Genomic DNA, 25,211 nt, shown 5'->3' with positions numbered 1-25,211 from the left:
GGGTAGGTAAAACACCTGGCTCAGTTTTAGGTCGGCATCACACCAAAAAGTGGCTCAGTTTTCGGTCGGCGTCAACAGATCGGGGTGTCAAAGAGGGCTTCTTCCATCGCCAGATCCGACAAGGTAAACCACTGCTGCATGCAGTGGATGCGCAGCATGGTCTCCAGGGCAAAGGGTGGGCGGCCGTTCTTGCCCTCGGGGTAGTACGGGGCAATGACATCGATCAATGCAGCCCAGGGAACCACCCGATCCATCTGGACCAGCAGTTCCTGTTTGCGGGTCTTCTTGGTGCTCAGATTCAGGTCAAGGCTGCTTTGCTTCATGGCCTGTGAGGATGCCATTGCATGCTGACATGTACCAAACACTGCGGGGGGTTTTGCAGGATTTCCCTAGATGCTTGTTTACGACTTTAATTGCGTGTTTACGACTTTAATTACCCAGAATACCGACGATGGGCCGCTATCTCCTGCGCAGATATCGGTGCTTCAGGCAGTGGCCAATGAGGATCTGCCGAAGGGGGCAGTTGTTCGCATAAGCAGTCTTTTTGCTGGAGGATGACATGCCGAAAAAGCACACCACCAACCCTTTGCTGATAGCCCGCGTCGGCTGGAGCAATGGCTCCCAGACGGTAGTGTTGCCGCCCGGATTCAGGTTTGCCGATTCCGTCCGTGAGGTGTTCATCCGCCGCGATGGCGAGAGGCTGGTGTTGACCCCGCGTCCAACCGATTGGTCTGACTTCTTTGCTTCGGGGGTGAAGACCTCGGCCGACTTCATGGCGGTGCGCGAACGCTTGCCAAATTCAGGAACGTGTGGTTTGACGTCCAGCCTGTTGAGCCCGAGGTAGTGCGTGGATTCACGACTCCTTGTCGTTCATGCGTCCGTCCGAACCGCTTCCGGTGACAGGTACCCTTGGGGCTTTATCTACAGGCTGCAGAGCTATCTTTACGACCCACAGTGCATGAGTCAAATTTGTAGAAAATTCCCACAATCGAAAAATAATTGTTGAAATCTAATTTTTATACATGAAAAAGTCCATAACTTTAGTCAATTAAGGATGAAAAACGGCCTGTTCACCAAGTCACTCCACGGTGACGCTCTTTGCCAAATTCCTTGGCTTGTCCACATCCGTCCCCCGCGCACATGCCGTGTGATACGCCAGCAGCTGCAGCGGCACGACATGCAGCAGCGGGCTCAAGGGGCCATAGTGCTCGGGCATGCGGATGACGTGGATGCCTTCGCTGCTTTCGATGCGGGTGTCAGCGTCGGCCAGTACGTAGAGCACTCCGCCGCGGGCGCGCACCTCCTGCATGTTGCTCTTGAGCTTCTCGAGCAAGGTGTCGTTGGGTGCCACGGTGACCACGGGCATGGCGCTGGTGACCAGGGCCAGGGGGCCGTGCTTGAGTTCACCGGCCGGGTAGGCCTCGGCGTGGATGTAGCTGATTTCCTTGAGCTTCAAGGCGCCTTCGAGTGCGATGGGGTAGTGCAGCCCCCGGCCCAGAAAGAGCGCGTTTTCCATGCGCGCAAAGTCTTCGGCCCAGCTGATGATTTGAGGCTCCAGCGCCAGCACGGCCTGCAAGGCCACGGGCAGGTGGCGCATGGCCTTGAGGTGGGCTGATTCCTGCTCGTCGCTCAAACGTCCCTTGGATTGGGCCAGCGCCAGCGTCAGCAAGAACAGGCCCGCCAGTTGGGTGGTGAAGGCCTTGGTGCTGGCCACGCCAATCTCCACCCCGGCGCGCGTGATGTAGGCCAGCTTGCATTCGCGCACCATGGCGCTGGTGGCCACGTTGCAGATGGTGAGGGTGTGTTGCATGCCCAAGGACTGCGCGTGGCGCAGCGCGGCCAGCGTGTCGGCGGTTTCACCGCTTTGGCTGATGGTGACGACCAGGGTACGGGGGTTGGGCACACTGGTGCGGTAGCGGTATTCACTGGCCACTTCCACCTGCGTGGGGATGCCGGTAATGTCTTCCAGCCAGTATTTGGCGGTGCAGCCGCTGTAGTAGCTGGTGCCGCAGGCCAGGATCAACACGTTGTCGATCTCCTTGAACACGCGCCAGGCGGCGGCGCCAGGCTCGCCGTACTGGCCCACGCCGTCGAACAGCTCGGGCACGATGCCGGCCAGGCCTTCCAGCGTGTCGGCGATGGCGCGCGGCTGCTCGAAGATTTCCTTTTGCATGTAGTGGCGGTAAGGGCCCAGCTCGGCCGCGCCACTGTGGGCGAGCACGGTGCGCACGGGGCGCTGCTCGGTGGTCAGCGCGTTGCCGTCCTTGCCTACGATCCAGTAGCGGCCCAGTTGCAGGTCCACCAGGTCACCTTCTTCCAGGTAGATGATCTGGTCGGTAACGCCCGCCAAAGCCATGGCGTCGCTGGCCAGAAAGTGCTCGCGTGACGCTGAAGCCCCGGCGACAGCGTCCTTGCCCACCCCCAGGATCAGTGGCGACCCGGCGCGTGCGCCTACCACGCGGTGGGGTTCGTCCTTGTGCATGACGGCGATGGCATACGCACCATGCAGCTCGGCCACGGTGGCCTGTACGGCTTCGAACAAGTCACCGCTGTAGTGGCTGTCCACCAGGTGGGCAATGACCTCGGTGTCGGTCTGGCTCGCAAACACGTAGCCGCGCGCCTGCAATGCCTTTCTCAGTTCTTCGTGGTTTTCAATGATGCCGTTGTGCACCAGGGCCACGCGGCCCGCGCTTTGGACCTGCGCGTCTGCGCCTGTACCGTGGCTGAAATGTGGGTGGGCGTTGTGCACGGCGGGCGCGCCATGCGTGGCCCAGCGGGTGTGGGCGATGCCGGTGGCACCGTCGATGTGCTCGGTGCTCACCTGCTCCAGCAGCTCGGCCACGCGGGCGGTGCTGCGGGCGCGCTGCAAGCCAGCGGGGCGGGTGGCGTCCAGGCTGGACGCATGCACTGCCACGCCGCAGGAGTCATAGCCACGGTATTCAAGCCGTTGCAGGCCTTGCACGAGGATGGGAACGATGTTGCGCGTGGAGACCGCGCCGACGATACCGCACATGGTGGTTGCCTCTGGGTTGGATTCGATGGGGCGATCGTAGGCAGCACGGAGAAAAATTATCGATTGATATTTATATATTTTTGAACTTTAATTTCACAGATCTTCATTAATGAAATTTTTATTCAAATTTCTCCTAGCAATGGAATCAATATCCCTCGACACGATCGACCTCCAGCTGCTCAACCTGCTGCAAACCGATGCCGCACAGAGCAATCAGTCCCTGGCCGAGCAGGTGCATGTGTCCCCACCCACCTGCCTGCGCCGCATCAAGCGCCTGCACGATGTGGGATTGATCGAGCGCCAAGTGGCCATCCTGCAGCCCGACCGGCTGGCCGCGTTGCAAGGCCATGGGCTGGCGTGCATCGTGGAGGTGTCGCTGGACCGCCAGGGCGCCGAACAGCTCGACGCCTTTGAGGCCCGCGCCGTGCAGGAGGCCGCCGTGCAACAGTGCTGGCGCGTGTCGCCCGGGCCGGACTTTGTGCTGGTGGTGCACACACGGGACATGCCAGGTTATTTGGCGCTGTCGCAGCGCCTGTTCACAGGCGATGCCAACGTGCGCAACGTGAAAGCATTTTTTGCGACCCGCCGTGCGAAATTTGAGACCAAAGTACCTGTAGCGCTAGATTGATATGCCCGAACAGCTATCAATACAGTAGCAATTTGCATTCATTGCAGTTTCGTCTGCGCCGGGTGGTCGCGTTGTCCTCGCGTTGTCCTATTGCCTTCGGGCCGCATCGGCATAGAGTGTTCCGATACACAGGGTGTGCGCCGCGCATGTTGCCAACGCTCCTTGTGCAGGAGCCTGCTGCATGGAGTTCAAGGACTACTACCAGACCCTGGGCGTGAGCCCCACGGCCACGGCCGACGAGATCAAAAAGGCCTACCGCAAGCTGGCGCGCAAATACCACCCCGACGTGAGCAAAGAGCCCGACGCCGTTGCCCGCATGACGGCGCTGAATGAGGCCAACGCCGTGCTGTCAGATCCCGAAAAACGCGCCGCTTACGACCGCCTGGCACAGGAGCCCCACGCACGGCCCGGCCAGGAGTTTCGCCCGCCGCCCCACTGGGATGCCGGTTTCGAATTCTCCGACGGCGCAGGCAGCCATGGCGGCACCCACGGGCCCGGCGGTGCGTCGGGCGACTACAGCGACTTTTTTGAGCAGCTGTTTGGCCGAGCCGCGCGGGCACGTGGCACATCAGGCCGCGCCGAGCGGGGTGATGGACCGCAGGGCCCGCAAGCCCACGCACAGCGCGGCACCGACCACCATGCCCGCATCGAACTCGACCTGGCAGACGCCTACCGGGGCGCCGAGCGCACCCTCACACTGCAAAGCGCACACCAGGCCGACGACGGATCGCTGGTGCGCGACGAGCGCCAGCTGGCCGTCAAGATTCCCCAGGGCGTGCGCGAGGGCCAGCTCATCCGCCTGGCTGGGCAGGGCAGCCCGGGCTGGGGCGGCGCACCAGCGGGCGATTTGTTTCTGGAGGTGCTGTTCAAGCCCGACCCGCGCTGGCGCGCCGAAGGGCGCGATGTGTACCAGCCACTGGCCGTGACCCCGTGGGAGGCCGCACTGGGCGCGTCCGTCGAGGTCACCACGCCCGGCGGATCGGTGATCGAAGTGAGCGTGCCCGCAGGCTGGAAGTCCGGGCGCAAGCTGCGCCTGAAGGGCCGTGGCATTCCAGGCCACCCCCCGGGCGACCTGTACCTGGAGCTGCACCTGGCCTTGCCCCCAGCCACCAACGACGCCGAGCGAGCCGCCTACGCCGCACTGGCGCAAGCCTTTGCCCACTACCAACCGCGCCCCACCTCCACGGCGCAGCCAGGAGCCCAGCCATGAGCCCAACCATGAGCCAGCCCACGCCCACCACCCCGCTCGCCGAGCTGCTGGACGATACCGACCACGCTACTGACCACACTACAGCCACCCCGCCCAACGGCGCGGCCCTGACGCTGGACGCCTTGGCCCGCGCCTGCCGCATGGACGCTGACTGGGTTATGGCCCGGCTGCAGGACGGCCTGCTCCAGCCGGGCGCCGTAGGGGTTGACGACCCCAGCACCTGGCGCTTCAGCGGCGCCACCGTGGTGCGCGCGCGGCGCATCGCTCACCTCGAAGTCACCTTTGACGCCGACCCCCACCTGGCCGCGCTCACGGCCGACCTGATCGAGGAAGTGGCGACGCTGCGCCAGCAACTGCGGCACCTGCGGGCGCATTGAAAGAGCCATAGCCCCCAGTAGCGCGCTGCAGTAGCCGCGTGCGCGTGGGTGGTCATTTCGTGCTGGTATCGCTTCGCAGCGCGTTGTAAGCTCCGTCGCACTTTCTACCCATGGCCGGTGGACGCCCCGGTGGCGCCCCTGGCTCCCTTTCACATCCATGCCCACACCCCGCCGCCAGATGCCCCGCCGCATCTACCCCTTGCGCATCCTGGGCATGGGGCTGGGCGGCATGGTGGTGGCGATGGTGCTATGGGAGCGCCAGGCATCCGCCATGGCCTGGGCGGCGCTGCTGCTGCCAACGCTGGTGTGGCCGCATGTGGCCTACCTGCTCACACGCCGATCCGCCGACCCCTATGCCGCCGAGGTGCGCAACCTGCTCATCGACTCGGCCCTGGTCGCCACGCTGGTGCCGCTGATGCACTTCAACCTGTTGCCCAGCGTGCTGCTGCTCACCCTGACCATGGTGGACAAGATCACCACCGGCATCCGGGGGCTGTGGGCGCGCGCCCTGTGGGTGATGCTGGCGGCCGGCATCGCCAGCACCGCCGTCATGGGACTGCACTGGTCGCCAGAGACCTCCATGCGCGTGATGGTGGCGTGCCTGCCGGTGATGTCGCTGCATACGCTGTCGGTCAGCATCGTCAGCTACCAGCTTATCCGGCAGTCTGCGCGCCATAACCAGATGCTGGACGAACTGCGGCGGGTGGACGCGCTGACCGGCCTGTTCGGGCGCGGCCACTGGCAAGAACAGGCCGAGGCCGCACTGCGCCGCCACCACACCACCGACGAGCCAGCCTGCATGCTGATGCTGGACATCGACCACTTCAAGGAGATCAACGACGCCTACGGCCACACCGTGGGTGACGAGGTGATCCGCGCGCTCGCCCATGTGGTGCGGGGCAACGTGCGCGCGGGCGACTGCGCGGGGCGCTACGGCGGGGATGAATTTGCCATCGTGCTGCCCGGCATGCAAGCACGGGATGCGCTGGCCATTGCCCAGCGCATCCGCGAGCAGACCGAAGGCGTGCGCTTGCGCAGCCTGCCCGAGCTGCGCATCACCAGCAGCATCGGCGTGGCCCCGGCCGACCACCGCCACAGCAGCCTGCGTGCGTGGATCGACGCGGCCGACGCAGCGCTGTATGCGGCCAAGAATGGTGGGCGCAATCAGGTGGCCGGGTGCATGGAGCCGGCGCTGGTGCCGGCTGTATAAAGGCCACCACGGCGGGTAGCTTCAGATCTCGTTGGCGGCTGCAGGACTCACCGGCCACTGCACCCTTACCGTGCAGCCTGCCCCCGGCACTGCCGTCGCACTGATCTGTGCGCCGTGGCGCTGCGCAATGGCACGGCACAGCCCCAGGCCTGTGCCCACACCCTCGAACTCGGTCTCGCGGTGCAGGCGCTGGAACACGCCAAACAAGCTGCCCGCGCGTGCCGGGTCGAACCCCACACCGTTGTCCTGCACGGTGAAGGCGACCTCGCCTGCCGGTGCCGCGTCCGCCGACACCGTGATGCACGCTTGCGCCACGGGGCGGGTGAACTTGAGGGCATTGCCCAGCAGCTGCACCAACAGCTCCTGCAGCAGCGTGGGGTCGGCCTGCAGCGTGGGGAGGTCCGCGCCTATGCGCCACTCCACAGCTCGCCCTGCTTCGGCAGCGTCCAAGGTGATGCGTGCCTGCGCGATGGCATCGACCAGCGGCACGGGCTGCAGCCGCAGAGGCGCGCGTGTGGCACGCACCAGGGCTTGCAGGCCGTCGATCATGAGCCCCATGCGCCGGGCCGATTGGTCCATGGTGGCGAGGAAGCCCAGTGCCTCTTGCACCTCAGCGCCCTGCACCACCTCGGGTGGCAGGTCGCCCAGCACCTCGCGTACCAGCGTGCCGTACGAGGTCACATGCCGCAGCGGCGCACGCAGGTCGTGCGACACCGCGCGCAAGAACTCCTCTTGCGCAGCCACCATGTCGGCCACCTGCTGCTGGCTGCGGGCGAGTTCGGCGCGCAGTTGCTGCAGATCCTGCCCGGCGCTGGCGTCTGGCTGGTTCATGGCTTGGGTTGTTTGGCGGGGCGATTCCAGTTGGCAATACTGACTTGCTTGCCCCGCGCCACGCTCAGCGCGCCGGGCGCCGTGCTCTTGGTGATGGTGCTGCCGCCGCCCACCGTACCGCCAGCGCCAATGGTCACAGGCGCCACCAGCACGCAGTTGCTGCCCACGTGTACGTCGGCCTCGATCACCGTGCGGTGCTTGTTGGCGCCGTCGTAGTTGGCGGTGATGCTGCCTGCGCCATAGTTCACGCGTTCGCCCACGGTGGCGTCGCCCAGATAGGCCAGGTGGTTGGCTTTCGCACCATCGGCCAGGGTGCTGTTTTTCACTTCCACAAAGTTGCCGATGTGCACCTCGCGGCCCAGCTGCGCGCCGGGGCGCAGGCGGGCAAAGGGACCGATCAGCGCACCTTCGCCCACCGTGACGCCAGCCTTTTCGCCATCGATATGGGTGTAGGGGTGAATCACAGCGCCGGCCGCGATGCGCGCATTGGCAATGCAGCAGTTCGCGCCGATGCTCACGCCCTCGCCCAGCTCCACGCGGCCGGTGAAGACGCAGTTCACGTCGATCTCCACGTCCTGCCCGCAGACCAGCTCGCCACGCACGCCGGTGCGGGTGTCGTCGCGCAGGTCAAAGCGTGCTGGGTCGGCCAGTCGCACGCCCTGCTCCATCAGGCTGCGCGCGGTGCGCAGCTGGTGGGCACGCTCCAGCTCGGCCAGTTGCAGCGGGCTGTTGACGCCCGCCACCTGCAGTGCGTCGGTGATGCGGTGGGCCACCACGGGCACACCGTCGGTCACGGCCATGGCGACGATGTCGGTGAGGTAGTACTCGCCCTGGGCGTTGTCATTCTTCAGCCGCGCCAGCCAGGGCGTGAGCAGCCGCGCAGGTACGGCCATGATGCCGCTGTAAACCTCGGTGATGGCTCGCTGGGCCTCGGTCGCATCCTTGTGTTCGACGATGCCTTGCACGGCGCCTTCTGCATTGCGCACGATGCGGCCGTAGCCCGCGGGGTCGGGCAGGGTCACGGTGAGCAGCGCCAATTGCTCGCCTGCACTCGCAGCCACCAGCGCGCGCAAGGTGTCGGCCTGGGTCAGCGGCACATCGCCCGACAGCACCACCGCCGTGCCGTCGTCACGCAGGTGAGGCACGGCCTGCAACACGGCGTGGCCCGTGCCCAGCTGGGGCTCCTGGCGCACAAATTTCAGGTCAAAAGTGCCGGTAGCGCCGATCGCTCCTGCGGTAGCTGCTTCTACTTCTGCAGCACCATGGCCCGTGATGACGATGGCGCTGCGGGCCTGCAGGTGCGCGGCCTGGTCCAGCACATGGTGCAGCAGCGGGCGCCCGGCCAGGCGCTGCAGCACTTTGGGGGTGCGGCTTTGCATGCGCGTGCCCTTGCCGGCCGCCATGATGAGGATGTCGAGTGGGGTCATAAACAGATCGGTGTGGTGAGCGCGGTCAGGGCACGCCGCGCGGGCATGGCGAGGATTATCGTGCTGCCACCTGCAGGGCACCCAGCGCTATTTATTTGATAGCTGCTGGCGCTTTCACTATAGGCGCCTTCGCCCCCTGGCACACGAACTTTGTCGCGTTCAGGAGTCTGCGTGGCCTACAGCAGCGGCATCAACCGTGGCGGGGTGTCGTAATACTCGGCGATGCGCGCCAGCGCGCGGGTGTTGAGCAGGCGCAGCCGCCCGTTTTTCAGCTCGTGCAGGCCCAGCATGGCCAGGCGCCGAAGCGTCTTGTTGGTATGCACCAGCGACAACCCGAGCGCATCGGCAATGTGCTGCTGGTTGAGCGGGAACGCCACCGAGCCCTCTTCCACCAGCCCGATGCGGTCCAGCCGGCGGTACAGGTGCATGAGCAGCATGGCCACACGCTCAGTGGCGTTGCGGCGGCCAGCGGTGAGCAGGTTGTCGTCCACATGGCCCTCTTCGTGCGCGGACAGCCAGGTGATGTCGTAGCCCAGGCGCGGATGCTCGCGAAACAGCGCCCACAGACTGTCGTTCTGGAACACGCACAGCGAGCAGTCGGTCAGCGCCTCGATACCGTGGGCCGACACATCGCCAAACTCCTGCTGCAGGCCTACCAGGTCGCCGGGCAGCAGGAAGTTGAGGATCTGGCGGCGCCCGTCGCTCAGCGTCTTGTAGCGAAACGCCCAGCCCGCATACAGCGTGAACAACTTGGCGTTGGTCTGGTTCTCGCGCACCAGCGCACCGCCCGCTTCCACGGCGAGGCTGTCGGTACGAAAGCCTTCAATGAAATCCAGCACCTCCGGTTTCACGGCCGTGAAGGCTCCCGTTTTGCGCAAGCGGCATTGCTGGCAGGCAGGCGGACACGCGTGGGGCGGCAGGGAGACGTTCATGGTGGCGCCATTCTAGGGACCAGGGCCGTGACCGCGAAGCAGTGCAGCGGCCCCGCAACGCCTGCCGTACCTCTATGTCTTTTGACATTGCACCGCGCAGGCGGCCCTCCTACATTGGGCGCTACTTATGAAAATCAGCTCCGCCCTCTACGAAGTTCTCTACGTCAGCACGCTGGCGCCCGACCAGCCGACCGCCGTCGTGGCAGAGATTGCCGCGAAGGCGCGCCAGGTCAACGCCGAGCTGGACGTCACGGGCCTGCTGATCTTTGACGGCCAGCGCTTTTGCCAGCAGCTCGAAGGCCCGCAAAAATCGGTGCTCAAGCTCATCGAACGCATCCGCAACGACCCGCGGCATGTGAATGTGGAGGTGGTGCACAACGGCCCGTTGGCGGGGCGGCGGTTTCAGCAGTTCAGCCTGGCGTTCAGCACGGTGGAAGACGCCGACGCGCTGTCCCGCATGGAGCGGCTCGATGGCGAAGCGGCACTGGCCGCGTTTGAAGCCATGCGCGGCGAACTCGTGATCTGAACAGGCGCTGCCCTGCGCCCGTTGCGCACCGTGCGGCACATGCGCCCGCGTGGGCAGTCTCAAGCCGTTGGCAACCAGCGCCGCAGGATCAGCGTGGCATTCACGCCACCGAAACCAAACCCGTTGAGCATGGCGTGCGTGACCGCCATGGGCCGGGGCCGCAGCGCCACCAGGTCCAGCCCCTCGGCCAACGCATCGGGCGTGTGCAGGTTCAGCGTGCCCGGCACCACCTGGTCGCGCAGCGCCAGCGTGGTGAAGATGGCGGCCACCGCGCCCGCCGCTCCCAGCAGGTGGCCGGTGGCCGACTTGGTGGAGCTGATGGCCACCTGTGCCCCCGCGCCAAACACACGGCGGATGGCGGCCAACTCACCCCGGTCGCCCACACCCGTGGAGGTGGCGTGTGCGTTCAGATGCTGCACGTCCTGCGCCGTGAGGCCCGCCTGCGCGAGCGCGGCCAACATGCTGCGCGCGGCGCCGTCACCATCTTCGGGGCCTGAGGTGATGTGGTACGCGTCGGCCGACGTGCCGTAACCCACCAGCTCTGCGAGTGGCGTGGCGCCGCGCGCGAGGGCGTGGTCCAGCGCCTCGATCACCAGCATGCCCGCGCCCTCGCCCATCACAAAACCGTCGCGCTGCGCATCGAACGGGCGCGATGCCTGCTCGGGGGTGTCATTGAACGCCGTGCCGAGCGCCTTGGCCGCCGCAAAACCGCCCAGGCTCACACGGTCGATAGCGGCCTCGCTGCCGCCGCACACGGCCACATCTGCCTCGCCGCTGCGGATCAGGCGTGCGGCATCGCCAATCGCCTGCACGCTGGCGGCGCACGCGGTGACCGGCGCTCCCAGCGGTCCCTTGAGGCCATGGCGAATCGACACCTGCCCGGCGGCCAGATTGACGAGGAAGGAGGGCACCGTGAACGGCGACAGGCGCTGCGGGCCGCGCGTGTCGGTGGTGCGCACGGCCTCGGCAATCGCGCCAAAGCCGCCAATGCCCGAAGCGATCACCGTGGCCGTGCGCTCGCGCGCACGCTCATCGGCGGGCGGCCAGCCGGCCTGCGCCAGCGCCTGCTGCGCCGCGCCCAGCGCAAAGGGGATGAAGCGGTCCATCTTGCGCTGGTCTTTGGACGAGACGATGGCGTCCACATCCCAGCCGCCCTCGGGGTCTTGCGCTATGCCGGGAACCTGCCCGGCGACCTTGGCGGCAATGCCTTCCGTCACCGCGTCCGGCAAGCGCGAGAGGCCGGAGCGCCCAGCCAGCAAGCGCTGCCACGCCAGTTCCACGCCGCAGCCCAGCGGCGACACCAGGCCCATGCCCGTGACCACCACGCGGCGCATCAGGCCACGCCCTCGTTGCTACACACGCCACTCGCTTTTTTCATGGATTCACCTCGTCAGACAGTTGCGGCACAGAGGTTCTGCGCCTTTATGATTGCAATCGTCATCATAAACCGCGAACCCACTTTTTGCGTACGACCGCAATCAATAAGAGGCTTTCATGAAGGTTTCCAAAGCACAGGCCGCAGAAAACCGGCAGGGCATCCTGGACGCAGCATCCCGCTTGTACCGCGAGCGGGGGCTGACCGGCGTGGGGGTGGCCGACATCACGCGCGATGCCGGGCTTACGCATGGCGGGCTGTACCGGCATTTCGCGTCCAAGGATGCGCTGGTGCAGGAGGCGTGTACACGAGCGTTTGACTGGTCGATGACCCCGCTGGAAGGCGCAACACCCCACACCACCGTGGGCGAGCGCATCCAGCGCTACCTCTCGCCCCAGCACCGCGACGCGCCGGGCACAGGTTGCCCCGTCGCTGCGCTGGCGGTGGACGCCGCACGGGCGGGCGGCGGGCTGTCGGAAGTGTTTGCCCAGGGCATCGAGCGCAACATCCAGCGGTTTGCCCAGTTGCTGGCAGACGGCAGGGCCGAGGCAGGCAGCGCTACGGTGCAGCCACAAGACCGGGAGCGCGCGATACAAGTGCTGGCCACCATGGTGGGCGGGCTGGTGCTGGCCCGGGCCACCGCTGCGGCGCAGCCCGCGTTGTCGGATGAATTGCTGGCGACGCTGCAGACCCAGTTGATCGGGCTGTTGGGCGAAGACCCGCAGACGGCCTAGCGCTTGCCCCAATGCTATCAAAAAAAGAGCTGCTACCGCTTGACGGACAAGCGCTAGCAGCTCTTTTGGACTCTGACTCCACGCCCCCACCGAGGCACCCAAGCCCCTCAGACCAGGTCAGGCGCAGCAGGCGTCGCCCCAGGCGGGAGCCCCATTGCCCACAGACGCACGGCGCCACCACGATGCAGGGCGGGCACTGGCGGCATCGCCGCGCACCCAGCGGTATTGCAGGCGGCGCCCGTTCAGGGGCTCAACCACCACCGACTGGCCTGCCGCCACAGGCAGCGACTGGCCGGCACACAGAAACACGTCGCTGCTATCGCACAGGCCCTTGCCCAGCGTAACCCAAGCCTGGCCTTCGGAGATGCGCAAGGTCATCGCGGCCCTGGGGGCCAGAGTGACGGCGGCGCCAGCGGCCACGCTGCCAGCCTCACCGGAGGCAGCGCCCATGGCGCGGGAAGATGCGAACAGATGCAGAGCGTGAGAGGTTGTCATGATTTTCTCCGGGTTAACCCTAATAAGACCGTATGGTGCGCGGGTTGCAGAACAACGTCCAATGAAAAGCACGGCACCGATTGATGCTTTTCCTGCATGTCGTCGTCAAGCAGCCCTGCGCTGCCACTGGGGCGCTATCCGATTGAGAGCAAACCGGGCCAGGCCAGCGGCAAACCGCCCGCCTGCGCCCGTCACATCGGCCAGTGCCGCACCCAGGGCGCGTCCGCCTTGGGCGAGCGCCTGCACCAGGTCGCGCAGCGGCTGCACCACGCCACATTCCCAATCTCGGGCGGCCAGGCTGGCAGGCGGCACCAGGGCGGGGGATGCCATGACGTCCCAGCGGAAAGCCACAGCCTCGGCGCTGCCCCGGGGGTTCCAGGCCTCCATCACCACATGCTGGCCCGGCGCAATGGTCAATTGCTCGCCAGCCCGCAGCACATGGTCGGCCGCCGCACCCGGCAAATCCGCCAAAGACCCGCTCAAAGTGAGCCAGACCTGCCCCTGGGCAATCTGCAACACACCATGGGTGTGCGGGCGCAGCGACAAGGCCCGGCCTGTGGCAAGTTTCCAGCAACCGGCCGCACGACGGCCAGCCAGGGCGGCGTGGACGGATTGTTGCGATTCCAGAACGTTGCGGGGGGACATGACAGGCTCCTTGGCTTCAGTAAAACGTGTTGAAGAGCCTGAATGGTGCGCCTTGCACCGTACACAGTCCAATGAAAACGCGGTACGCTATTCATTCCGTCAACGCATGAATCGCCTTCCAGGACAACTGCCATGGCTTCTGCCGAATATTCCCCCGCTGTACTGCGCACCCGCCCCGTGGCCACGGGCCACTGGCGTGCCTTTCTGGCCGTGGCCAAACACCTGAACTTCCGCGCGGCCGCCGATGAGCTAGCGCTCACCCAGTCGGCCGTGAGCCGCCAGATCCAGGCGCTGGAAGAAGAAGTGGGCGTGCCCCTGTTCCTGCGCCATACCCGTGCCGTGGAGCTGACCAGCGCGGGCGCGCAGCTGCAACGCGCCGTGGGCCCGGCGCTGGAGCGCATGGACGCCGCCGTGCGCCTGGTGCGCCAGACGGCAGGACGCCGCAGTGTGGCCATCACCACTTGGGCCAGCTTTGCGTCGATGTGGCTGATCCCGCGCATGGAGGAGTTCCAGCGCGACAACCCGGGCATCGACATCCGCATTGATGCGAGCGACGTGCAGGTGGACCTGGAAACCTCGGACGTGGACCTGGCCCTGCGCTACGCCATGCCCGCCGGAGCCACCCAGGGCGGCATCCGCCTGTTTGGCGAGCAACTGGCCGTGGTGGCAAGCCCCTGGCTGCTCAAGAGCGGCAAGCCGCTGCGCACCCCCGCCGATGTGGCGCAGTTCACCCTGATCGAGGCGGGCGACGCCCACCGCACGCACTACCTGGAATACCTGAGCTGGCGCCGCTGGTTCGACACCCGCGACCTGACCAAGCTACAGCCCCAGCGCTGGCTGTACTTCAACTACGCCCACCAGATCGTGCAGGCCGCGCTGGCCGGCCAGGGCCTGGCCCTGGCGCGCATGCCACTGATTGCCGATGCCCTGGCCTCGGGCGACCTGGTGGAGGTGCTGCCCGGCCACCGCATCGACTCGCCCCTGGCCTACTGGCTCATGGTGGGGCCGCGCAGCGCGCAACGGCCGGAGATCAAGGCGTTTTGCGCCTGGCTGCAGGTGCAGGCCGAGGCCACTCGCCAGGCGATTGGCGATGTGCCCGACCCGGACCTGAACGACAACCTGGACGGCTCCCAATGAAAAAAGCGCTGGGCCCTTCGGCCTCAACGCTTTCATTTTGATAGCTATCAGCGCTTATTCTTCTAGCGCTTGCGGCTGTTTTGACCCAAATCAGGTCAAAGTCACCCGTGCAAACTTGCGCTTGCCCACCTGCACCACGTAGGTGCCCGCTTCGAGCTTCAGGCCCTTGTCGCTGACCACACTGCCCTCCACGCGCACGCCGCCGCCGTCGATCAGGCGATTGGCCTCACTGCCGGACGGAGCCAGGTTGGCCTGCTTGAGCAAGGCGCCTATGCCCAGCGGCGCGCCGGACAGGGACACTTCGGGAATCTCATCGGGCACGCCGCCCTTGCTGCGGTTGATGAAGTCCTGCTCGGCCGCATCGGCGGCTGCCGCGCTGTGAAAGCGCGTGGTGATCTCCTTGGCCAGCATCACCTTGGCGTCCTTGGGGTTGCGTCCACCAGCGATCTCCGCCTTGAGCGCGGCGATATCGGCCAGGCTCTTGAACGACAGCAGCGTGTACCAGTCCCACATCAGGGTGTCGCTGATCGACAGCACCTTGGCGAACATGGTGTTGGCGTCTTCGGCAATGCCGATGTAGTTGTTCTTGGACTTGGACATCTTGTCCACGCCATCCAGACCCACCAGCAGCGGCATGGTGAGCACACACTGTGGCTCCTGGCCGTATTCCTGCTGCAAATGGCGGCCCATGAGCAGGTTGAACTTCTGGTCCGTGCCGCCCAGCTCCAGGTCGCTTTTCAAGGCCACCGAGTCGTAGCCCTGCATCAGCGGGTACAGAAACTCGTGCACCGCGATGGACTGGCCGGTGGTGAAGCGCTTGTGAAAGTCGTCGCGCTCCATCATGCGCGCCACGGTGTACCGGGAGGCCAGCTGGATCATGCCGCTGGCGCCCAGGGGTTCGCTCCACTCGCTGTTGTAGCGGATCTCTGTGCGCGCGGGGTCCAGCACCATGCTGGCCTGCTTGTAATAGGTCTCGGCATTCACCTTGATCTGCTCGGGCGTGAGCGGCGGGCGGGTGCTGTTGCGGCCCGAGGGGTCACCGATCAAGCTGGTGAAGTCGCCGATCAAGAAGATGACCTGGTGGCCCAGATCTTGCAGTTGCCGCATCTTGTTCAGCACCACCGTGTGGCCGATGTGGATGTCGGGGGCCGTGGGGTCCAGGCCCAGTTTGATGCGCAGCGGCTGGCCGGTGGCCTCCGAGCGCGCCAGCTTCTTGACCCATTCGTCCTGTGGCAGCAGCTCCTGCACGCCACGCAGCGAGATTTCAAGGGCTTGTCTTACACCATCAGAGACCGGGGTTGTTGTAACAGCAGATTGATTCATAAGGGTTTTTTGGGATGTCTAGACAGCATGCACCGCTATACTTCAGCCCACATTGCAGAGGCGGATTCTAGTGGGCCCGCCGTTTCGACCTGTTTTTCATCAACCTGTCGAATGGCTGCAGCCTGACAGTCTGTGCTCCTGGCCCCGCCCCGCATTCACACCGGGGGTGTGCCACGGATCCGCAATCACCCTGGGGATAGACCTTTGATTCACGGCCTCACTACGGTCCGCACCGCCAGCATCGCTTTGCTTGACCGGCTGTCCCGCACGATCCAACAACACCCCAAACGCATCACTGCCGCTGTCGCAGCCATTCTGCTGACTGGCGGCGGCGGAGCATTTGCCGTGGCATCCTTCGCGCCCGATCCGGCAGAGCTGCCGGTGCGCATGGTGAACTACCCGGTCGAATCGCTGGCCGAGAACCTGGTGCTGGGCCAGCTGGATGCCCCCAGTTTTTCGCTGTTCCGCTCCGAACAGGTGCGCAGCAGCGACACCCCCGAGTCCCTGCTGCAGCGCATGAGCGTGGCCGACCCAGCCGCCGCCGCCTTCATGCGTGGCGACACGCCGGTGCGCCAGAACGTGCTGGGCCGCACCGGCCGTATCGTGTCGGCAGAAACCACCGATGACCACCGTCTCATCCGCCTGACGGTGCGCTGGGTAGCGGACGACAGCGGCAATTTCCGCCGCCTGATCGTCGAGCGCAAGAGCGACAACCAATTTGCGACGCGCATCGAAACCGCCAAGATGACGACCAACAGCCGTCTGGCGGGCGGCATCATTCACAGCTCGCTGTTTGCCGCCACCGACGCGTCGAACATCCCCGACGCCGTGGCCGTACAAGTGGCCGAGCTGTTCTCGGGCAATATCGACTTCCGCCGCTCGCTGCGCAAAGGCGACCGCTTCTCGGTGGTGTACGAAACGCTGGAAGCCGATGGCGAGCCTTTGTCCAGCGGCCGCGTGCTGAGCGCCGAATTCGTCAACAACGGCAAGACCCACCAGGCCGTCTGGTTCCAGGAACCCGGCGCTACCAAGGGCGCGTACTACACCCTGGACGGCGAAAGCATGCGCCGCGCCTACCTGACCTCGCCCGTCGAGTTCTCGCGCGTGACCAGCGGCTTCAAGATGCGCCTGCACCCCATCCTGCAAACCTGGCGCGCCCACCTGGGCACCGACTTTGCGGCCCCCACCGGCACCGCTGTGCGCACGGTGGGCGATGGCGTGGTGGAGTTTGCGGGGGTGCAGAACGGCTACGGCAACGTGGTGTTCATCAAGCACCGCAACCAGCACGTCACGGTCTATGCCCACCTGAGCCGCATCGACGTGCGTCAGGGCCAGTCGGTCGAACAGGGCCAGACGCTGGGTGCCGTGGGTGCCACAGGCTGGGCCACCGGCCCCCACCTGCACTTTGAGTTCCGCGTCAACGGCGTGCACCAGGACCCGATGACCATCGTGGCCCAGAGCGAAGCCGCCGCCCCTGTATCGGCGGCTGCGCGCCCTGCGTTTAACCGCCTGGCTGCCAACATGCGCGTTCAGCTGAACGCCGCAGCGCTCATCGAGCAAGCCAGCGCAGACTGATCTCGCACCCGCTCGCCAAGACACCACATCAGGCCATGTCCGATCTGTACATCGGCCTGATGTCAGGCACCTCGCTCGACGGGATCGACGGGGTGCTCGCAGATTTCTCCGGCCCGCACCTGCGGGTCACGCACCATGCCAGCACCGCCTTTGCGCCTGCGCTGCGTGCCGAGCTGCTGGCCCTCAACACCCCGGGCGACAACGAGCTGCACCGTGCGGCCCTCGCAGGCAATGCCTTGTCGCGCGCCTATGCCGAGGTGGTGCATACCCTGCTGCAGCGCAGCGGCCAACCGGCCAGCGCCATCCGCGCTATCGGCGCCCATGGGCAAACCGTGCGGCACCGCCCCCAGGAGTTCGACGGAACGGGCTACACCCTGCAACTGGGCAGCCCTGCACTGCTGGCCGAGCTGACGGGCATTGCCGTGGTGGCCGACCTGCGCAGCCGCGATGTGGCGGCAGGTGGCCAGGGCGCACCGCTGGTGCCTGCCTTCCACCAGGGCGTGTTCGGCCGGCCGGACGAAACGGTGCTGGTGCTGAACATTGGCGGCATCTCCAACCTCAGCGTGCTGGGGGCAGATGGCAGCGTGCTGGGCTTTGACTGCGGCCCTGGCAACGCCCTCATGGACCACTGGTGCCAGCAGCACACCGGCCAGCCGTTTGACAAGGACGGGACCTGGGCCGCCACGGGCCGGGTGCTACCGGGCCTGCTGGCTGCGTTGCTGCAGGAGCCGTACCTTCACAAGCCCCCCCCAAAAAGCACGGGCCGCGACCTGTTCAACCCCGCCTGGCTGGCCGCGCACCTGCAGCCCTTTGCACAGGCCGCTGCGGCCGATGTACAGGCGACATTGACAGAATTCACCGCAAGCGCTAGTGCCATATGCGCCAACAGCTATATAAATAATAGCAAAACCCTGGCCGTATGCGGCGGTGGCGCGCTCAATGGCCAGCTCATGCAACGACTGCAGGCTGCCTGCCCGTCCTTGCAGGTGGTGGCCACCGATGCGCTGGGCCTGCCAGCGCTGCAGGTGGAGGCCGCCGCGTTTGCCTGGCTGGCACGCCAGACGCTGCAGGGTGAACCAGGCAATCTGCCCAGCGTGACGGGTGCAGTTGGCCACCGCGTGTTGGGTGCGGTGTACCCGGCCTGAGGCGTCAGGCCCACACAGCCTTTGGCACGGCGATCAGCCGTGATCCCCGGCATTGACCGAGGCCCCAGCCTGTGTACCGGAACGGTCTTGTGGCGACAGTTGCCAGAAGATGCCCGCCGAAGCTACCGTGATCAGCCCCATGCAGGCAAACGTGGCCTGAAAGGCTTGCAGGGTCTGAGCCGTGCCTGGGGGCTGGAAAAAATCGGTGAATGCCGCCAGCACCGCCCCCGCCGCAGCCACCCCCATGCCCATGGCCACCATCTGCACCATCGACAGCAGGCTGTTGCCGCTGCTGGCCATGTCGTGCCCCAGGTCCTTGAGGGTCACGGTGTTCATGGCCGTGAACTGCAGCGAGTTCACCGCGCCAAACACCGCCAGCTGCACCACATGCACCCACATCGGCTGCGCGGGCGCCGCCAGCCCGAAGCTGGCCATGGTCAGGCCGACCAACAAAGTGTTGCCCACCAGTACCTGGCGGTAACCAAAGCGGGTGATCAGCGTCGTGGTGAACCGCTTCATGGACATGCCCGCCACCGCCACGGGCAGCATCATCATGCCTGCCTGCAGGGGCGAGTAGCCCATGGTGACCTGCAGCAGCAGCGGAATCAGGAACGGCATGCACGAGCTGCCCAGCCGCGCAAACAGATTGCCCAGCAGCCCGATGCGCAAGGTATCCACCGAGAAAAGCCGGGGCGAAAACAGCGGGTCAGGCCGCCGCGCCGCATGCAGCCAATAGGCCACCAGGCTGGCCAGCCCAAAGATCATGAGCACCAGCACACTCGCCTGCCGCAGCCCCAGGCTGGCCAGGCCATCCAGCGCCAGCGACAGCGCCACCATGCCAAAGGCCAGCATCAGGTAGCCCGCGAGGTCAAACCGCGCCACCGTCGGCGCAGGTACCCCCGGCATGTAGCGCAGGGTGGCGGCACAGCCCAGCAGGCCCACCGGCACGTTGATCAGAAAGATCCAGTGCCAGGAGGCCACCTCGACCAGCCAGCCCCCCAGGGTGGGACCGATCAGCGGGCCTATCAGCCCGGGAATGGCCACAAAACTCATGGCCTGCAAGAACTTCTCGCGCGGGAAGGTACGCAGCACCACCAGCCGCCCCACTGGAAGCAACAGCGCGCCACCCAGCCCCTGGAGCACCCGGGAAGCCACCAGCTGGGTCAGGCTGTGCGACAGGGCACAGAACACCGAACCCGCCACAAAAAAGACGATGGCCAGAAAGTACACCCGGCGCGCACCAAACCGGTCGGCCACCCAGCCCGACGCGGGGATCAGCATCGCCATGGCCAGCGAATATGCGACGACCACCGACTGCATGCGCAGCGGGCTCTCGCCCAGGCTCTGAGCCATGGCGGGCAGCGCGGTGTTGACGATGGTGGCGTCCAGCGTCTGCATGAAGAAGCCAACGGCCACCAGCCACAGCAGCACTTTCTGGGAGGGTTCCTGATGCATGGTTTGCAGGGTTTCCAAAACGGGAAAACGACTCCCATGAAAAAACCGCCCGAAGGCGGTTGATTCATTCAGGAGTGCAGGACTGAGCCTGGCACGGTGACCCTCAAGCCGAAAAACTGGAGCCGCAGCCGCAGGTGGTGGTGGCGTTCGGGTTCTTGATCACGAACTGCGCGCCTTGCAGGTCTTCCTTGTAATCGATCTCGGCGCCCACCAGGTACTGGTAGCTCATGGCGTCGATGAGCAACGACACGCCATTCTTGGTCATCGTGGTGTCGTCTTCGTTGGTGATTTCATCGAACGTGAAGCCGTACTGGAAGCCGGAGCAGCCGCCGCCTTGCACAAACACCCGCAGCTTCAGGTCGGGGTTGCCTTCTTCGGCAATCAGGTCCGCCACCTTGGCCGCCGCGCTGTCCGTGAACAGGATGGGGGCGGGCATTTCGGTCTGGATGTTTTCGGCAACTGCGCTCATGGGGTACTCCGGGTTCAGGGTTTGCACGGAATACTACTGCAAACCTCTCGGGAATTCAGGTCACTGACTGTTTGACGCTAACTTGAGTGGGGGCTTTTCCTCCACCAGCACGGCCATCGGAATCAATTGTCCCGCGATCACTGCGCCCTGGTGCATCTCCAAGGCCTTGTAATGCACATTGCCCGTGATCTGCGCCTTGGGCTGCAACTCCAGCAGTTCGCCCGCATGCACAGGGCCCAGCACCTGGCCGTTGATGATCACATGGTCGGCATGTACCGCTCCCTCGACCCGCGCCGTCTCGGAAATCACGAGGATGCTGGGCTGATCCGCCGCCGCACGGATATCGCCGACCACCTCACCATCAATGCGCATACCCTCAGCAAAATGTACATTGCCTTCGATCTTGGTGCCCTGCGCCACCAGGCTTTTGATGGGCGGCTGCTTTTTACGCGAGAACATGGTCAGGGGACTCCTTGAGGAGCAGGCGGACTGGGAGGCCCGCTTGCGGATGGAATGTGTGCCAGATCGGCTGCAGGTGGTGGAAGACGGCAGGTGACGGGCCAGCAGGGAGAGTGCGTCGGGACCTTGCCGGGGCATCACCACCAACATCACACTATTCGATGGCCATGGTCTGGCTGGTGCGGACGGTTGTTCCCTCCAGCACGCGCGCGGTCACGGTTTTTACCACGGCCTGGGGCGGCAGATCGAGCACACCCTCGACGCGGCGGTACTGCTTGACCTGCAGCGACTGGCCCTGGGGCGGCTGGGTCTGTGTCCATGGCTTGCCATCCAGAGTGCCCGCCAGCACCAACTCCAGCCGCCCGTTGAACTCCGGCGCATTGCGGGCGGCCTGGATCACCAGTACCTGCCAACGCAGCTGCATCCCGCCCAGCACCTCGGCCTGCAAGGCGCGAATGGCTAGCCCATCGGTCTTGGCGGCAGGGATCAGCTTTTCAAAGAAGCCCAGGTCCTCGCGCAGCGTGCGGTTGTCGGCTTCAAGCTGGCGCACCTGGGCCATCAGGCTCTCCTTGGCAGCGCGCTCGGTAGCCAGCAGGCTCTCGGCGGTCAATGCCACCGTCTGGCGCTCCTGGCCCTCTTCGCGCAGGCGGCTGATCTCCGCCTTCATATGGATCACCTCGTCACGCGAAACGGTATCAAGCCCCGCAATGGATTTGCCGAACTCGAAAGCCCACAACGCCACGGCAGCGCAGAAACCCATCACCACGGCCAGGGCCAGCCAGCGAAAGGGCCAGGGCAATGCACTGCGGATGGCCACCCGGGGGGCACTGATGGTCAACCGACGGCGAAGCAGGCGAAAGCGCATAGGCTTGAGTGGCGGACCATGGAAGGACTCCCCCCAAAAAGAAAAGAGCGCACCATAAACGAAAAAACCGCCCGAAGGCGGTTTTTTTCTGTAAAGCACTCGCGGGGAGTACCTTGCAGTGGATGCTGCCCAAGGCAACATCCGGCAGGGCCACAGCTTAACGCTTGGAGAACTGCTTGGCGCGGCGTGCAGAGTGCAGGCCGACCTTCTTACGTTCGACTTCACGTGCATCGCGGGTCACGAAGCCGGCTTGGCTCAGGACGGGCTTGAGGGATGCGTCGTAATCGATCAGAGCGCGGGTGATACCGTGGCGGGCAGCGCCAGCCTGACCGGATTCACCACCACCGTGCACGTTGATCTGGATGTCGAAGGTTTCGACATGGTTGGTCAACGCCAGGGGTTGCTTGGCAATCATGATCGAGGTTTCGCGGCCGAAGTAGGACTGGATGTCCTTGCCGTTCACCGTGATCTTGCCGGAGCCTTTTTTCAGAAACACGCGGGCGACGCTGGACTTGCGACGGCCGGTACCATTGTTCCATTCACCAATCATCTCAAGGCTCCTTAGATTTCCAGCACTTTGGGCTGCTGGGCGGTGTGGGGATGCTCGGCACCACCGTACACCTTGAGTTTCTTGATCATCGCGTAGCCAAGGGGGCCCTTGGGCAGCATGCCCTTGACAGCCTTTTCCAGCGCGCGGCCGGGGTGCTTGGCTTGCATGTCGCGGAAGTTCGTAGCCGTGATACCGCCGGGGTAACCCGAGTGACGGTAGTACACCTTGTCCAGGGACTTGGTGCCGGTGACCTTGAGTTGGGCTGCGTTGATAACGACGATGAAGTCACCGGTATCGACGTGAGGCGTGTAAATGGCCTTGTGTTTGCCGCGCAAACGGAGAGCAACTTCGCTGGCTACTCGTCCGAGGACCTTGTTGGTCGCGTCAATCACAAACCACTCGTGCACGACCTCAGCGGGCTTTGCGCTGAAAGTAGTTGTCATGAGTTTTCTCTTCAAAAGAGGGTTTGGCGGGTCCTTTTCCACGGTCGGTGCTTCTCTGAAGGAAGCCTCTTAGGTGGCAAAAAGTCTTCGCCGCGGGACCACAAAAGCGCTGCGAAGCCTTCCATTATACGAAAGAGCCATGCTTTAGCGCAATAGCACCCCAGCAATTGTCCGCAGGCAGCCTGCTAAGGTCAGTTCGGCGTCTGGCGGCGGCGCTGCTCGTCGGCCTCGTAACGGCGACGATTTTCCACGCAGACAGTTTGATTGGCCTGGGACGGCTTCTGGCATTCCTGGTGAATACACATAGGGCGGGCCAGGAAGTTGGCGTCGGCACACACCTCCTGCGGCGAGGGCAGACGGGGCGGCGGCGCGGGGCGGGGCTTGGGCTCGGCCACCACCGGAGGCGGCGCAGGCACGGGCTCTTCGTGCACCACGATAGAGGTGGGTGCAGGCTCTGCATTTGCGCGCTTGGCGGCCCGGGGGGAAGCCTTGGGCGCAGAGGCGACTACAAAAGCGGGCACGGCCGCAGTGGTTGACGCGGCGTTGGCGGACGCCACAGCGCCATCCGAGACCACTACCACTGCATCGCCCCCGGCAGCTGCAGGAGCGCTGGCTTCCACCAACGCGGAGTCTGAAGAAGCCGCTGCCGCAGGCCGCTCGGCCATCTCGGTGATGATGTCGTCGCGCAGTGGCTTGCTGCCCTGGCTCCAGCGCCAACCGGCTCCGGCCATCACAGCCACCAGGGCCGCCACCACAATGCCTGCAACCAGGGGTGAACGCCGCGGCGATTTGGAAGGCTTGCCGTTGCCTCGCACCACATCACGCTCCAGCGGCGCAGGGCGACGGTCGGCAACGCGCGGCCCGGACACCCCCAGGGAGCGATGGTGCGGCAGGTCTTCGAAACGCGAGTCGTCATCGGCCACGACGGTGTCGCCTGCATCGATGAACACCGTGTCGCCGGCGTCGGCCGCCACCGTGTCCGGGCCGGCGAGCATGACCGTATCGTCGCCAAAGTCATCGACGGCGCGACCGGGATCCGGCGCTGCCACCACCGCAGCCGCTTCGGCGCGCTGGGCTTGAGCCTGCATCTCTGCCACGATCTTGGGGGCGGAGGTCACGTCCACGGTGGGTGTGGTCAGGCCCGGGCCAGGCTGGTCGGCGGGTTCCACCCAGATGTCGCCCAGCTCTGCCCGGAAGTCGAAGTGCTGCACATCGTCCGGCGCCGAGGTCATCTCCATGGTCTGGAGAAAGGCATCAATGCTCTGCGGGCGGTCTTCGGGCCGCAGGGCCAGGGACTGAGCAATCGCCGCGACAAAAGGCGCTGAATACTCCACGCCAAACTGCCGCTTGACGGTTTTGGCGATGCGGGAGAACGACACCATGCGGTCGCGGATGGAACGCAGCGTGGCGGGCAAGGGCGTGTCGTTGGCCAGACAGCCGTGCATGACCGCCGCCAGCGAGTACAGGTCGCTCCAAGGGCCCTGGCGCAGTTCCTCGTCGCCGTCGGAATACTGCTCGATGGGTGCGTAGTTCACCTTCAGCACGGCCGTGTGCTTGCGGTCCTGGTCGTTGATGGCGTGCCGGGCGGCGCCCAGGTCCAGCAGCACCGGCGGGCCGTTGTCCTGCAGGAAGATGTTGTCCGGCGAAATGTCGCGGTGCAGCGTGTTGCCATCGTGCAGCACGCGCAGCGCGTCCAGCACCGACCACAGCAGCTTGCGCAGCCAGGCCTCGGGTGGGGGGGTGCGCATCTGGGCCCGGGCCTGCTTGAACGTCATGCCCGAGTACAGCGGCATGACCATGTAGGCCGTGTTATTGGCCTCCCAGAAGCGGAACACCTTGACCAGCGAGGGGTGGTCAAACTGCGCCAGCAGACGGGCCTCGCCCACAAAAGAGACCAGCCCGGCCTGGAAGGTCTGCTGGTCGGACGAGGACCGCACCCAGAGCGACTGCCCCTGCGAGCGTCCGGCCAGCGCCGAGGGCATGTACTCCTTGATGGCCACCGCCCGGTGCAGGGAATGGTCAAACGCCTTGTAGACCATGCCAAAACCGCCCACCCCCAGCAACGCCAGGATCTCGAACTCCGCCAGGCGGGTGCCAGGGGGCAGCGCATCAATATGGCTGACACCACTGGCGGGGGCTGTGCTGGAGCTTGCGGTCATGGTCAGAGGACGGGGCGTGCTGGCAATTTCAAAATCAAAAGCAAATCAATGAGGGCGGCGGCGAAACGCTGGCCCCGCCGCAGGCGCGATCATGAAGCATGGCCGCACCGAATTTGGCAACAAATGGCTAACAAAGTGCGACATGTCTGCCAAAAACATCACGTACACAGCCGCCACGCAGCCCCCAATTGTGCCGCGCACTGACATGGACGCTCCCCCCTCCCAGAC

The 25,211-nt window shown here is 65.2% G+C and carries 25 protein-coding genes and 1 pseudogene; 10 read left to right on the top strand and 16 right to left on the bottom strand.

Annotated elements, in window-relative coordinates:
* Window positions 1-77 precede the first annotated feature (77 nt).
* Window positions 78-323 (bottom strand): annotated as a pseudogene (locus tag AC1Q64_RS21835) (transposase); the annotation flags it as partial.
* Between the two features lie 236 nt (window positions 324-559).
* Here AC1Q64_RS21835 and AC1Q64_RS21830 point away from each other — a divergent pair.
* The gene (locus tag AC1Q64_RS21830; RefSeq protein WP_056638830.1) at window positions 560-844 is read left to right on the top strand and encodes an antitoxin; all 285 of its coding nucleotides are present in this window, start codon (window positions 560-562) and stop codon (window positions 842-844) included.
* 234 nt (window positions 845-1,078) lie between these two features.
* Here the strand turns inward: AC1Q64_RS21830 and glmS are convergent, their stop codons facing one another.
* On the bottom strand, window positions 1,079-3,013 hold the full coding sequence (gene glmS / locus AC1Q64_RS21825; RefSeq protein WP_492252806.1) for a glutamine--fructose-6-phosphate transaminase (isomerizing): 1,935 nt from the start codon (window positions 3,011-3,013) through the stop codon (window positions 1,079-1,081).
* A gap of 139 nt (window positions 3,014-3,152) precedes the next feature.
* On the opposite strand from glmS, the gene AC1Q64_RS21820 reads away from it, so the two are divergent.
* The 4 genes from AC1Q64_RS21820 to AC1Q64_RS21805 all read left to right on the top strand — a co-directional run bounded on the left by AC1Q64_RS21820 (window position 3,153) and on the right by AC1Q64_RS21805 (window position 6,438).
* Complete coding sequence (locus AC1Q64_RS21820) at window positions 3,153-3,641, top strand: Lrp/AsnC family transcriptional regulator (protein ID WP_492252805.1); 489 nt, start codon at window positions 3,153-3,155, stop codon at window positions 3,639-3,641.
* A gap of 181 nt (window positions 3,642-3,822) precedes the next feature.
* Complete coding sequence (locus tag AC1Q64_RS21815; protein ID WP_291436786.1) at window positions 3,823-4,851, top strand: DnaJ C-terminal domain-containing protein; 1,029 nt, start codon at window positions 3,823-3,825, stop codon at window positions 4,849-4,851.
* A complete protein-coding gene (locus AC1Q64_RS21810; RefSeq protein ID WP_492252804.1) occupies window positions 4,848-5,228 on the top strand; it encodes a MerR family transcriptional regulator in 381 nt (126 codons plus the stop codon). The genes AC1Q64_RS21815 and AC1Q64_RS21810 overlap by 4 nt, the downstream gene beginning before the upstream one ends.
* 157 nt (window positions 5,229-5,385) lie before the next feature.
* Window positions 5,386-6,438, top strand: coding sequence for a sensor domain-containing diguanylate cyclase (locus AC1Q64_RS21805; protein WP_291436790.1), 1,053 nt, complete (start codon window positions 5,386-5,388; stop codon window positions 6,436-6,438).
* Window positions 6,439-6,459: 21 nt separating this feature from the next.
* On the opposite strand, the gene AC1Q64_RS21800 is transcribed toward AC1Q64_RS21805, so the two are convergent.
* The 3 genes from AC1Q64_RS21800 to AC1Q64_RS21790 form a co-directional block, all read right to left on the bottom strand.
* A complete protein-coding gene (locus tag AC1Q64_RS21800; RefSeq protein ID WP_492252803.1) occupies window positions 6,460-7,269 on the bottom strand; it encodes a sensor histidine kinase in 810 nt (269 codons plus the stop codon).
* A complete protein-coding gene (gene glmU, locus AC1Q64_RS21795) occupies window positions 7,266-8,696 on the bottom strand; it encodes a bifunctional UDP-N-acetylglucosamine diphosphorylase/glucosamine-1-phosphate N-acetyltransferase GlmU (RefSeq protein ID WP_492252802.1) in 1,431 nt (476 codons plus the stop codon). Before glmU ends, AC1Q64_RS21800 begins: the two co-directional genes overlap by 4 nt.
* 176 nt (window positions 8,697-8,872) lie before the next feature.
* Entirely contained in the window at window positions 8,873-9,628 is a 756-nt protein-coding gene (locus AC1Q64_RS21790) for a Crp/Fnr family transcriptional regulator (protein ID WP_492252801.1), read from the bottom strand.
* A gap of 127 nt (window positions 9,629-9,755) precedes the next feature.
* On the opposite strand from AC1Q64_RS21790, the gene AC1Q64_RS21785 reads away from it, so the two are divergent.
* The gene (locus tag AC1Q64_RS21785; protein ID WP_291436798.1) at window positions 9,756-10,154 is read left to right on the top strand and encodes a BLUF domain-containing protein; all 399 of its coding nucleotides are present in this window, start codon (window positions 9,756-9,758) and stop codon (window positions 10,152-10,154) included.
* Between the two features lie 59 nt (window positions 10,155-10,213).
* Here the strand turns inward: AC1Q64_RS21785 and fabF are convergent, their stop codons facing one another.
* Window positions 10,214-11,488 (bottom strand): beta-ketoacyl-ACP synthase II, encoded by a 1,275-nt coding sequence (gene fabF / locus AC1Q64_RS21780; RefSeq protein ID WP_492252800.1) that lies wholly within the window; start codon window positions 11,486-11,488, stop codon window positions 10,214-10,216.
* Between the two features lie 160 nt (window positions 11,489-11,648).
* Between fabF and AC1Q64_RS21775 the strand changes: the two genes are divergently transcribed.
* Window positions 11,649-12,263 (top strand): TetR/AcrR family transcriptional regulator, encoded by a 615-nt coding sequence (locus tag AC1Q64_RS21775; RefSeq protein ID WP_492252799.1) that lies wholly within the window; start codon window positions 11,649-11,651, stop codon window positions 12,261-12,263.
* Between the two features lie 117 nt (window positions 12,264-12,380).
* Here AC1Q64_RS21775 and AC1Q64_RS21770 read toward each other — a convergent pair whose 3' ends face one another.
* Window positions 12,381-12,758 (bottom strand): DUF2917 domain-containing protein, encoded by a 378-nt coding sequence (locus tag AC1Q64_RS21770; protein WP_291436804.1) that lies wholly within the window; start codon window positions 12,756-12,758, stop codon window positions 12,381-12,383.
* A 105-nt stretch (window positions 12,759-12,863) separates the two neighbouring features.
* On the bottom strand, window positions 12,864-13,403 hold the full coding sequence (locus tag AC1Q64_RS21765; protein ID WP_492252798.1) for a DUF2917 domain-containing protein: 540 nt from the start codon (window positions 13,401-13,403) through the stop codon (window positions 12,864-12,866).
* Between the two features lie 132 nt (window positions 13,404-13,535).
* Between AC1Q64_RS21765 and AC1Q64_RS21760 the strand changes: the two genes are divergently transcribed.
* The gene (locus AC1Q64_RS21760; protein ID WP_492252797.1) at window positions 13,536-14,540 is read left to right on the top strand and encodes a LysR substrate-binding domain-containing protein; all 1,005 of its coding nucleotides are present in this window, start codon (window positions 13,536-13,538) and stop codon (window positions 14,538-14,540) included.
* 90 nt (window positions 14,541-14,630) lie between these two features.
* On the opposite strand, the gene tyrS is transcribed toward AC1Q64_RS21760, so the two are convergent.
* Window positions 14,631-15,863, bottom strand: a complete 1,233-nt coding sequence (gene tyrS / locus AC1Q64_RS21755) for a tyrosine--tRNA ligase (protein ID WP_492252796.1) — start codon at window positions 15,861-15,863, stop codon at window positions 14,631-14,633.
* 204 nt (window positions 15,864-16,067) lie between these two features.
* Between tyrS and AC1Q64_RS21750 the strand changes: the two genes are divergently transcribed.
* Complete coding sequence (locus tag AC1Q64_RS21750) at window positions 16,068-17,438, top strand: peptidoglycan DD-metalloendopeptidase family protein (protein WP_492252795.1); 1,371 nt, start codon at window positions 16,068-16,070, stop codon at window positions 17,436-17,438.
* 35 nt (window positions 17,439-17,473) lie between these two features.
* On the top strand, window positions 17,474-18,583 hold the full coding sequence (locus tag AC1Q64_RS21745; protein WP_492252794.1) for an anhydro-N-acetylmuramic acid kinase: 1,110 nt from the start codon (window positions 17,474-17,476) through the stop codon (window positions 18,581-18,583).
* 33 nt (window positions 18,584-18,616) lie between these two features.
* On the opposite strand, the gene mdtD is transcribed toward AC1Q64_RS21745, so the two are convergent.
* The 7 genes from mdtD to AC1Q64_RS21710 form a co-directional block, all read right to left on the bottom strand.
* Window positions 18,617-20,038: a multidrug transporter subunit MdtD gene (gene mdtD / locus AC1Q64_RS21740; RefSeq protein ID WP_492252793.1), complete on the bottom strand. Its 1,422-nt coding sequence runs from the start codon at window positions 20,036-20,038 to the stop codon at window positions 18,617-18,619.
* A gap of 103 nt (window positions 20,039-20,141) precedes the next feature.
* On the bottom strand, window positions 20,142-20,507 hold the full coding sequence (erpA, locus tag AC1Q64_RS21735) for an iron-sulfur cluster insertion protein ErpA (protein WP_008907234.1): 366 nt from the start codon (window positions 20,505-20,507) through the stop codon (window positions 20,142-20,144).
* A gap of 60 nt (window positions 20,508-20,567) precedes the next feature.
* Window positions 20,568-20,966: a bactofilin family protein gene (locus AC1Q64_RS21730; protein ID WP_056057955.1), complete on the bottom strand. Its 399-nt coding sequence runs from the start codon at window positions 20,964-20,966 to the stop codon at window positions 20,568-20,570.
* Window positions 20,967-21,120: 154 nt separating this feature from the next.
* The gene (locus AC1Q64_RS21725) at window positions 21,121-21,831 is read right to left on the bottom strand and encodes a DUF6776 family protein (protein ID WP_291436516.1); all 711 of its coding nucleotides are present in this window, start codon (window positions 21,829-21,831) and stop codon (window positions 21,121-21,123) included.
* A 157-nt stretch (window positions 21,832-21,988) separates the two neighbouring features.
* On the bottom strand, window positions 21,989-22,381 hold the full coding sequence (rpsI, locus tag AC1Q64_RS21720) for a 30S ribosomal protein S9 (protein WP_005798582.1): 393 nt from the start codon (window positions 22,379-22,381) through the stop codon (window positions 21,989-21,991).
* An 11-nt stretch (window positions 22,382-22,392) separates the two neighbouring features.
* Window positions 22,393-22,824, bottom strand: a complete 432-nt coding sequence (gene rplM, locus AC1Q64_RS21715) for a 50S ribosomal protein L13 (protein ID WP_015015720.1) — start codon at window positions 22,822-22,824, stop codon at window positions 22,393-22,395.
* A 191-nt stretch (window positions 22,825-23,015) separates the two neighbouring features.
* Window positions 23,016-24,983, bottom strand: a complete 1,968-nt coding sequence (locus tag AC1Q64_RS21710; RefSeq protein WP_492252792.1) for a serine/threonine protein kinase — start codon at window positions 24,981-24,983, stop codon at window positions 23,016-23,018.
* Window positions 24,984-25,211: the final 228 nt, after the last annotated feature.

Source organism: Acidovorax sp. GW835-FHT14G06 (assembly GCF_058793595.1).
This window is presented reverse-complemented; position numbering and strand designations above follow the sequence as displayed.

Excerpts from the sequence above, each read along its gene's own strand:
- glmS (WP_492252806.1), bottom strand. The coding sequence starts at position 3,013 with ATGTGCGGTATCGTCGGCGCGGTCTCCACGCGCAACATCGTTCCCATC.
- AC1Q64_RS21785 (WP_291436798.1), top strand. The coding sequence starts at position 9,756 with ATGAAAATCAGCTCCGCCCTCTACGAAGTTCTCTACGTCAGCACGCTG.
- erpA (WP_008907234.1), bottom strand. The coding sequence starts at position 20,507 with ATGAGCGCAGTTGCCGAAAACATCCAGACCGAAATGCCCGCCCCCATC.
- AC1Q64_RS21800 (WP_492252803.1), bottom strand. The coding sequence starts at position 7,269 with ATGAACCAGCCAGACGCCAGCGCCGGGCAGGATCTGCAGCAACTGCGC.
- AC1Q64_RS21730 (WP_056057955.1), bottom strand. The coding sequence starts at position 20,966 with ATGTTCTCGCGTAAAAAGCAGCCGCCCATCAAAAGCCTGGTGGCGCAG.
- AC1Q64_RS21710 (WP_492252792.1), bottom strand. The coding sequence starts at position 24,983 with ATGACCGCAAGCTCCAGCACAGCCCCCGCCAGTGGTGTCAGCCATATT.
- mdtD (WP_492252793.1), bottom strand. The coding sequence starts at position 20,038 with ATGCATCAGGAACCCTCCCAGAAAGTGCTGCTGTGGCTGGTGGCCGTT.
- fabF (WP_492252800.1), bottom strand. The coding sequence starts at position 11,488 with ATGCGCCGCGTGGTGGTCACGGGCATGGGCCTGGTGTCGCCGCTGGGC.
- glmU (WP_492252802.1), bottom strand. The coding sequence starts at position 8,696 with ATGACCCCACTCGACATCCTCATCATGGCGGCCGGCAAGGGCACGCGC.
- AC1Q64_RS21760 (WP_492252797.1), top strand. The coding sequence starts at position 13,536 with ATGGCTTCTGCCGAATATTCCCCCGCTGTACTGCGCACCCGCCCCGTG.
- AC1Q64_RS21805 (WP_291436790.1), top strand. The coding sequence starts at position 5,386 with ATGCCCACACCCCGCCGCCAGATGCCCCGCCGCATCTACCCCTTGCGC.
- AC1Q64_RS21745 (WP_492252794.1), top strand. The coding sequence starts at position 17,474 with ATGTCCGATCTGTACATCGGCCTGATGTCAGGCACCTCGCTCGACGGG.
- AC1Q64_RS21765 (WP_492252798.1), bottom strand. The coding sequence starts at position 13,403 with ATGTCCCCCCGCAACGTTCTGGAATCGCAACAATCCGTCCACGCCGCC.
- AC1Q64_RS21820 (WP_492252805.1), top strand. The coding sequence starts at position 3,153 with ATGGAATCAATATCCCTCGACACGATCGACCTCCAGCTGCTCAACCTG.
- AC1Q64_RS21830 (WP_056638830.1), top strand. The coding sequence starts at position 560 with ATGCCGAAAAAGCACACCACCAACCCTTTGCTGATAGCCCGCGTCGGC.
- AC1Q64_RS21770 (WP_291436804.1), bottom strand. The coding sequence starts at position 12,758 with ATGACAACCTCTCACGCTCTGCATCTGTTCGCATCTTCCCGCGCCATG.
- AC1Q64_RS21810 (WP_492252804.1), top strand. The coding sequence starts at position 4,848 with ATGAGCCCAACCATGAGCCAGCCCACGCCCACCACCCCGCTCGCCGAG.
- rpsI (WP_005798582.1), bottom strand. The coding sequence starts at position 22,381 with ATGATTGGTGAATGGAACAATGGTACCGGCCGTCGCAAGTCCAGCGTC.
- AC1Q64_RS21790 (WP_492252801.1), bottom strand. The coding sequence starts at position 9,628 with ATGAACGTCTCCCTGCCGCCCCACGCGTGTCCGCCTGCCTGCCAGCAA.
- tyrS (WP_492252796.1), bottom strand. The coding sequence starts at position 15,863 with ATGAATCAATCTGCTGTTACAACAACCCCGGTCTCTGATGGTGTAAGA.
- AC1Q64_RS21775 (WP_492252799.1), top strand. The coding sequence starts at position 11,649 with ATGAAGGTTTCCAAAGCACAGGCCGCAGAAAACCGGCAGGGCATCCTG.
- AC1Q64_RS21725 (WP_291436516.1), bottom strand. The coding sequence starts at position 21,831 with ATGCGCTTTCGCCTGCTTCGCCGTCGGTTGACCATCAGTGCCCCCCGG.
- AC1Q64_RS21815 (WP_291436786.1), top strand. The coding sequence starts at position 3,823 with ATGGAGTTCAAGGACTACTACCAGACCCTGGGCGTGAGCCCCACGGCC.
- rplM (WP_015015720.1), bottom strand. The coding sequence starts at position 22,824 with ATGACAACTACTTTCAGCGCAAAGCCCGCTGAGGTCGTGCACGAGTGG.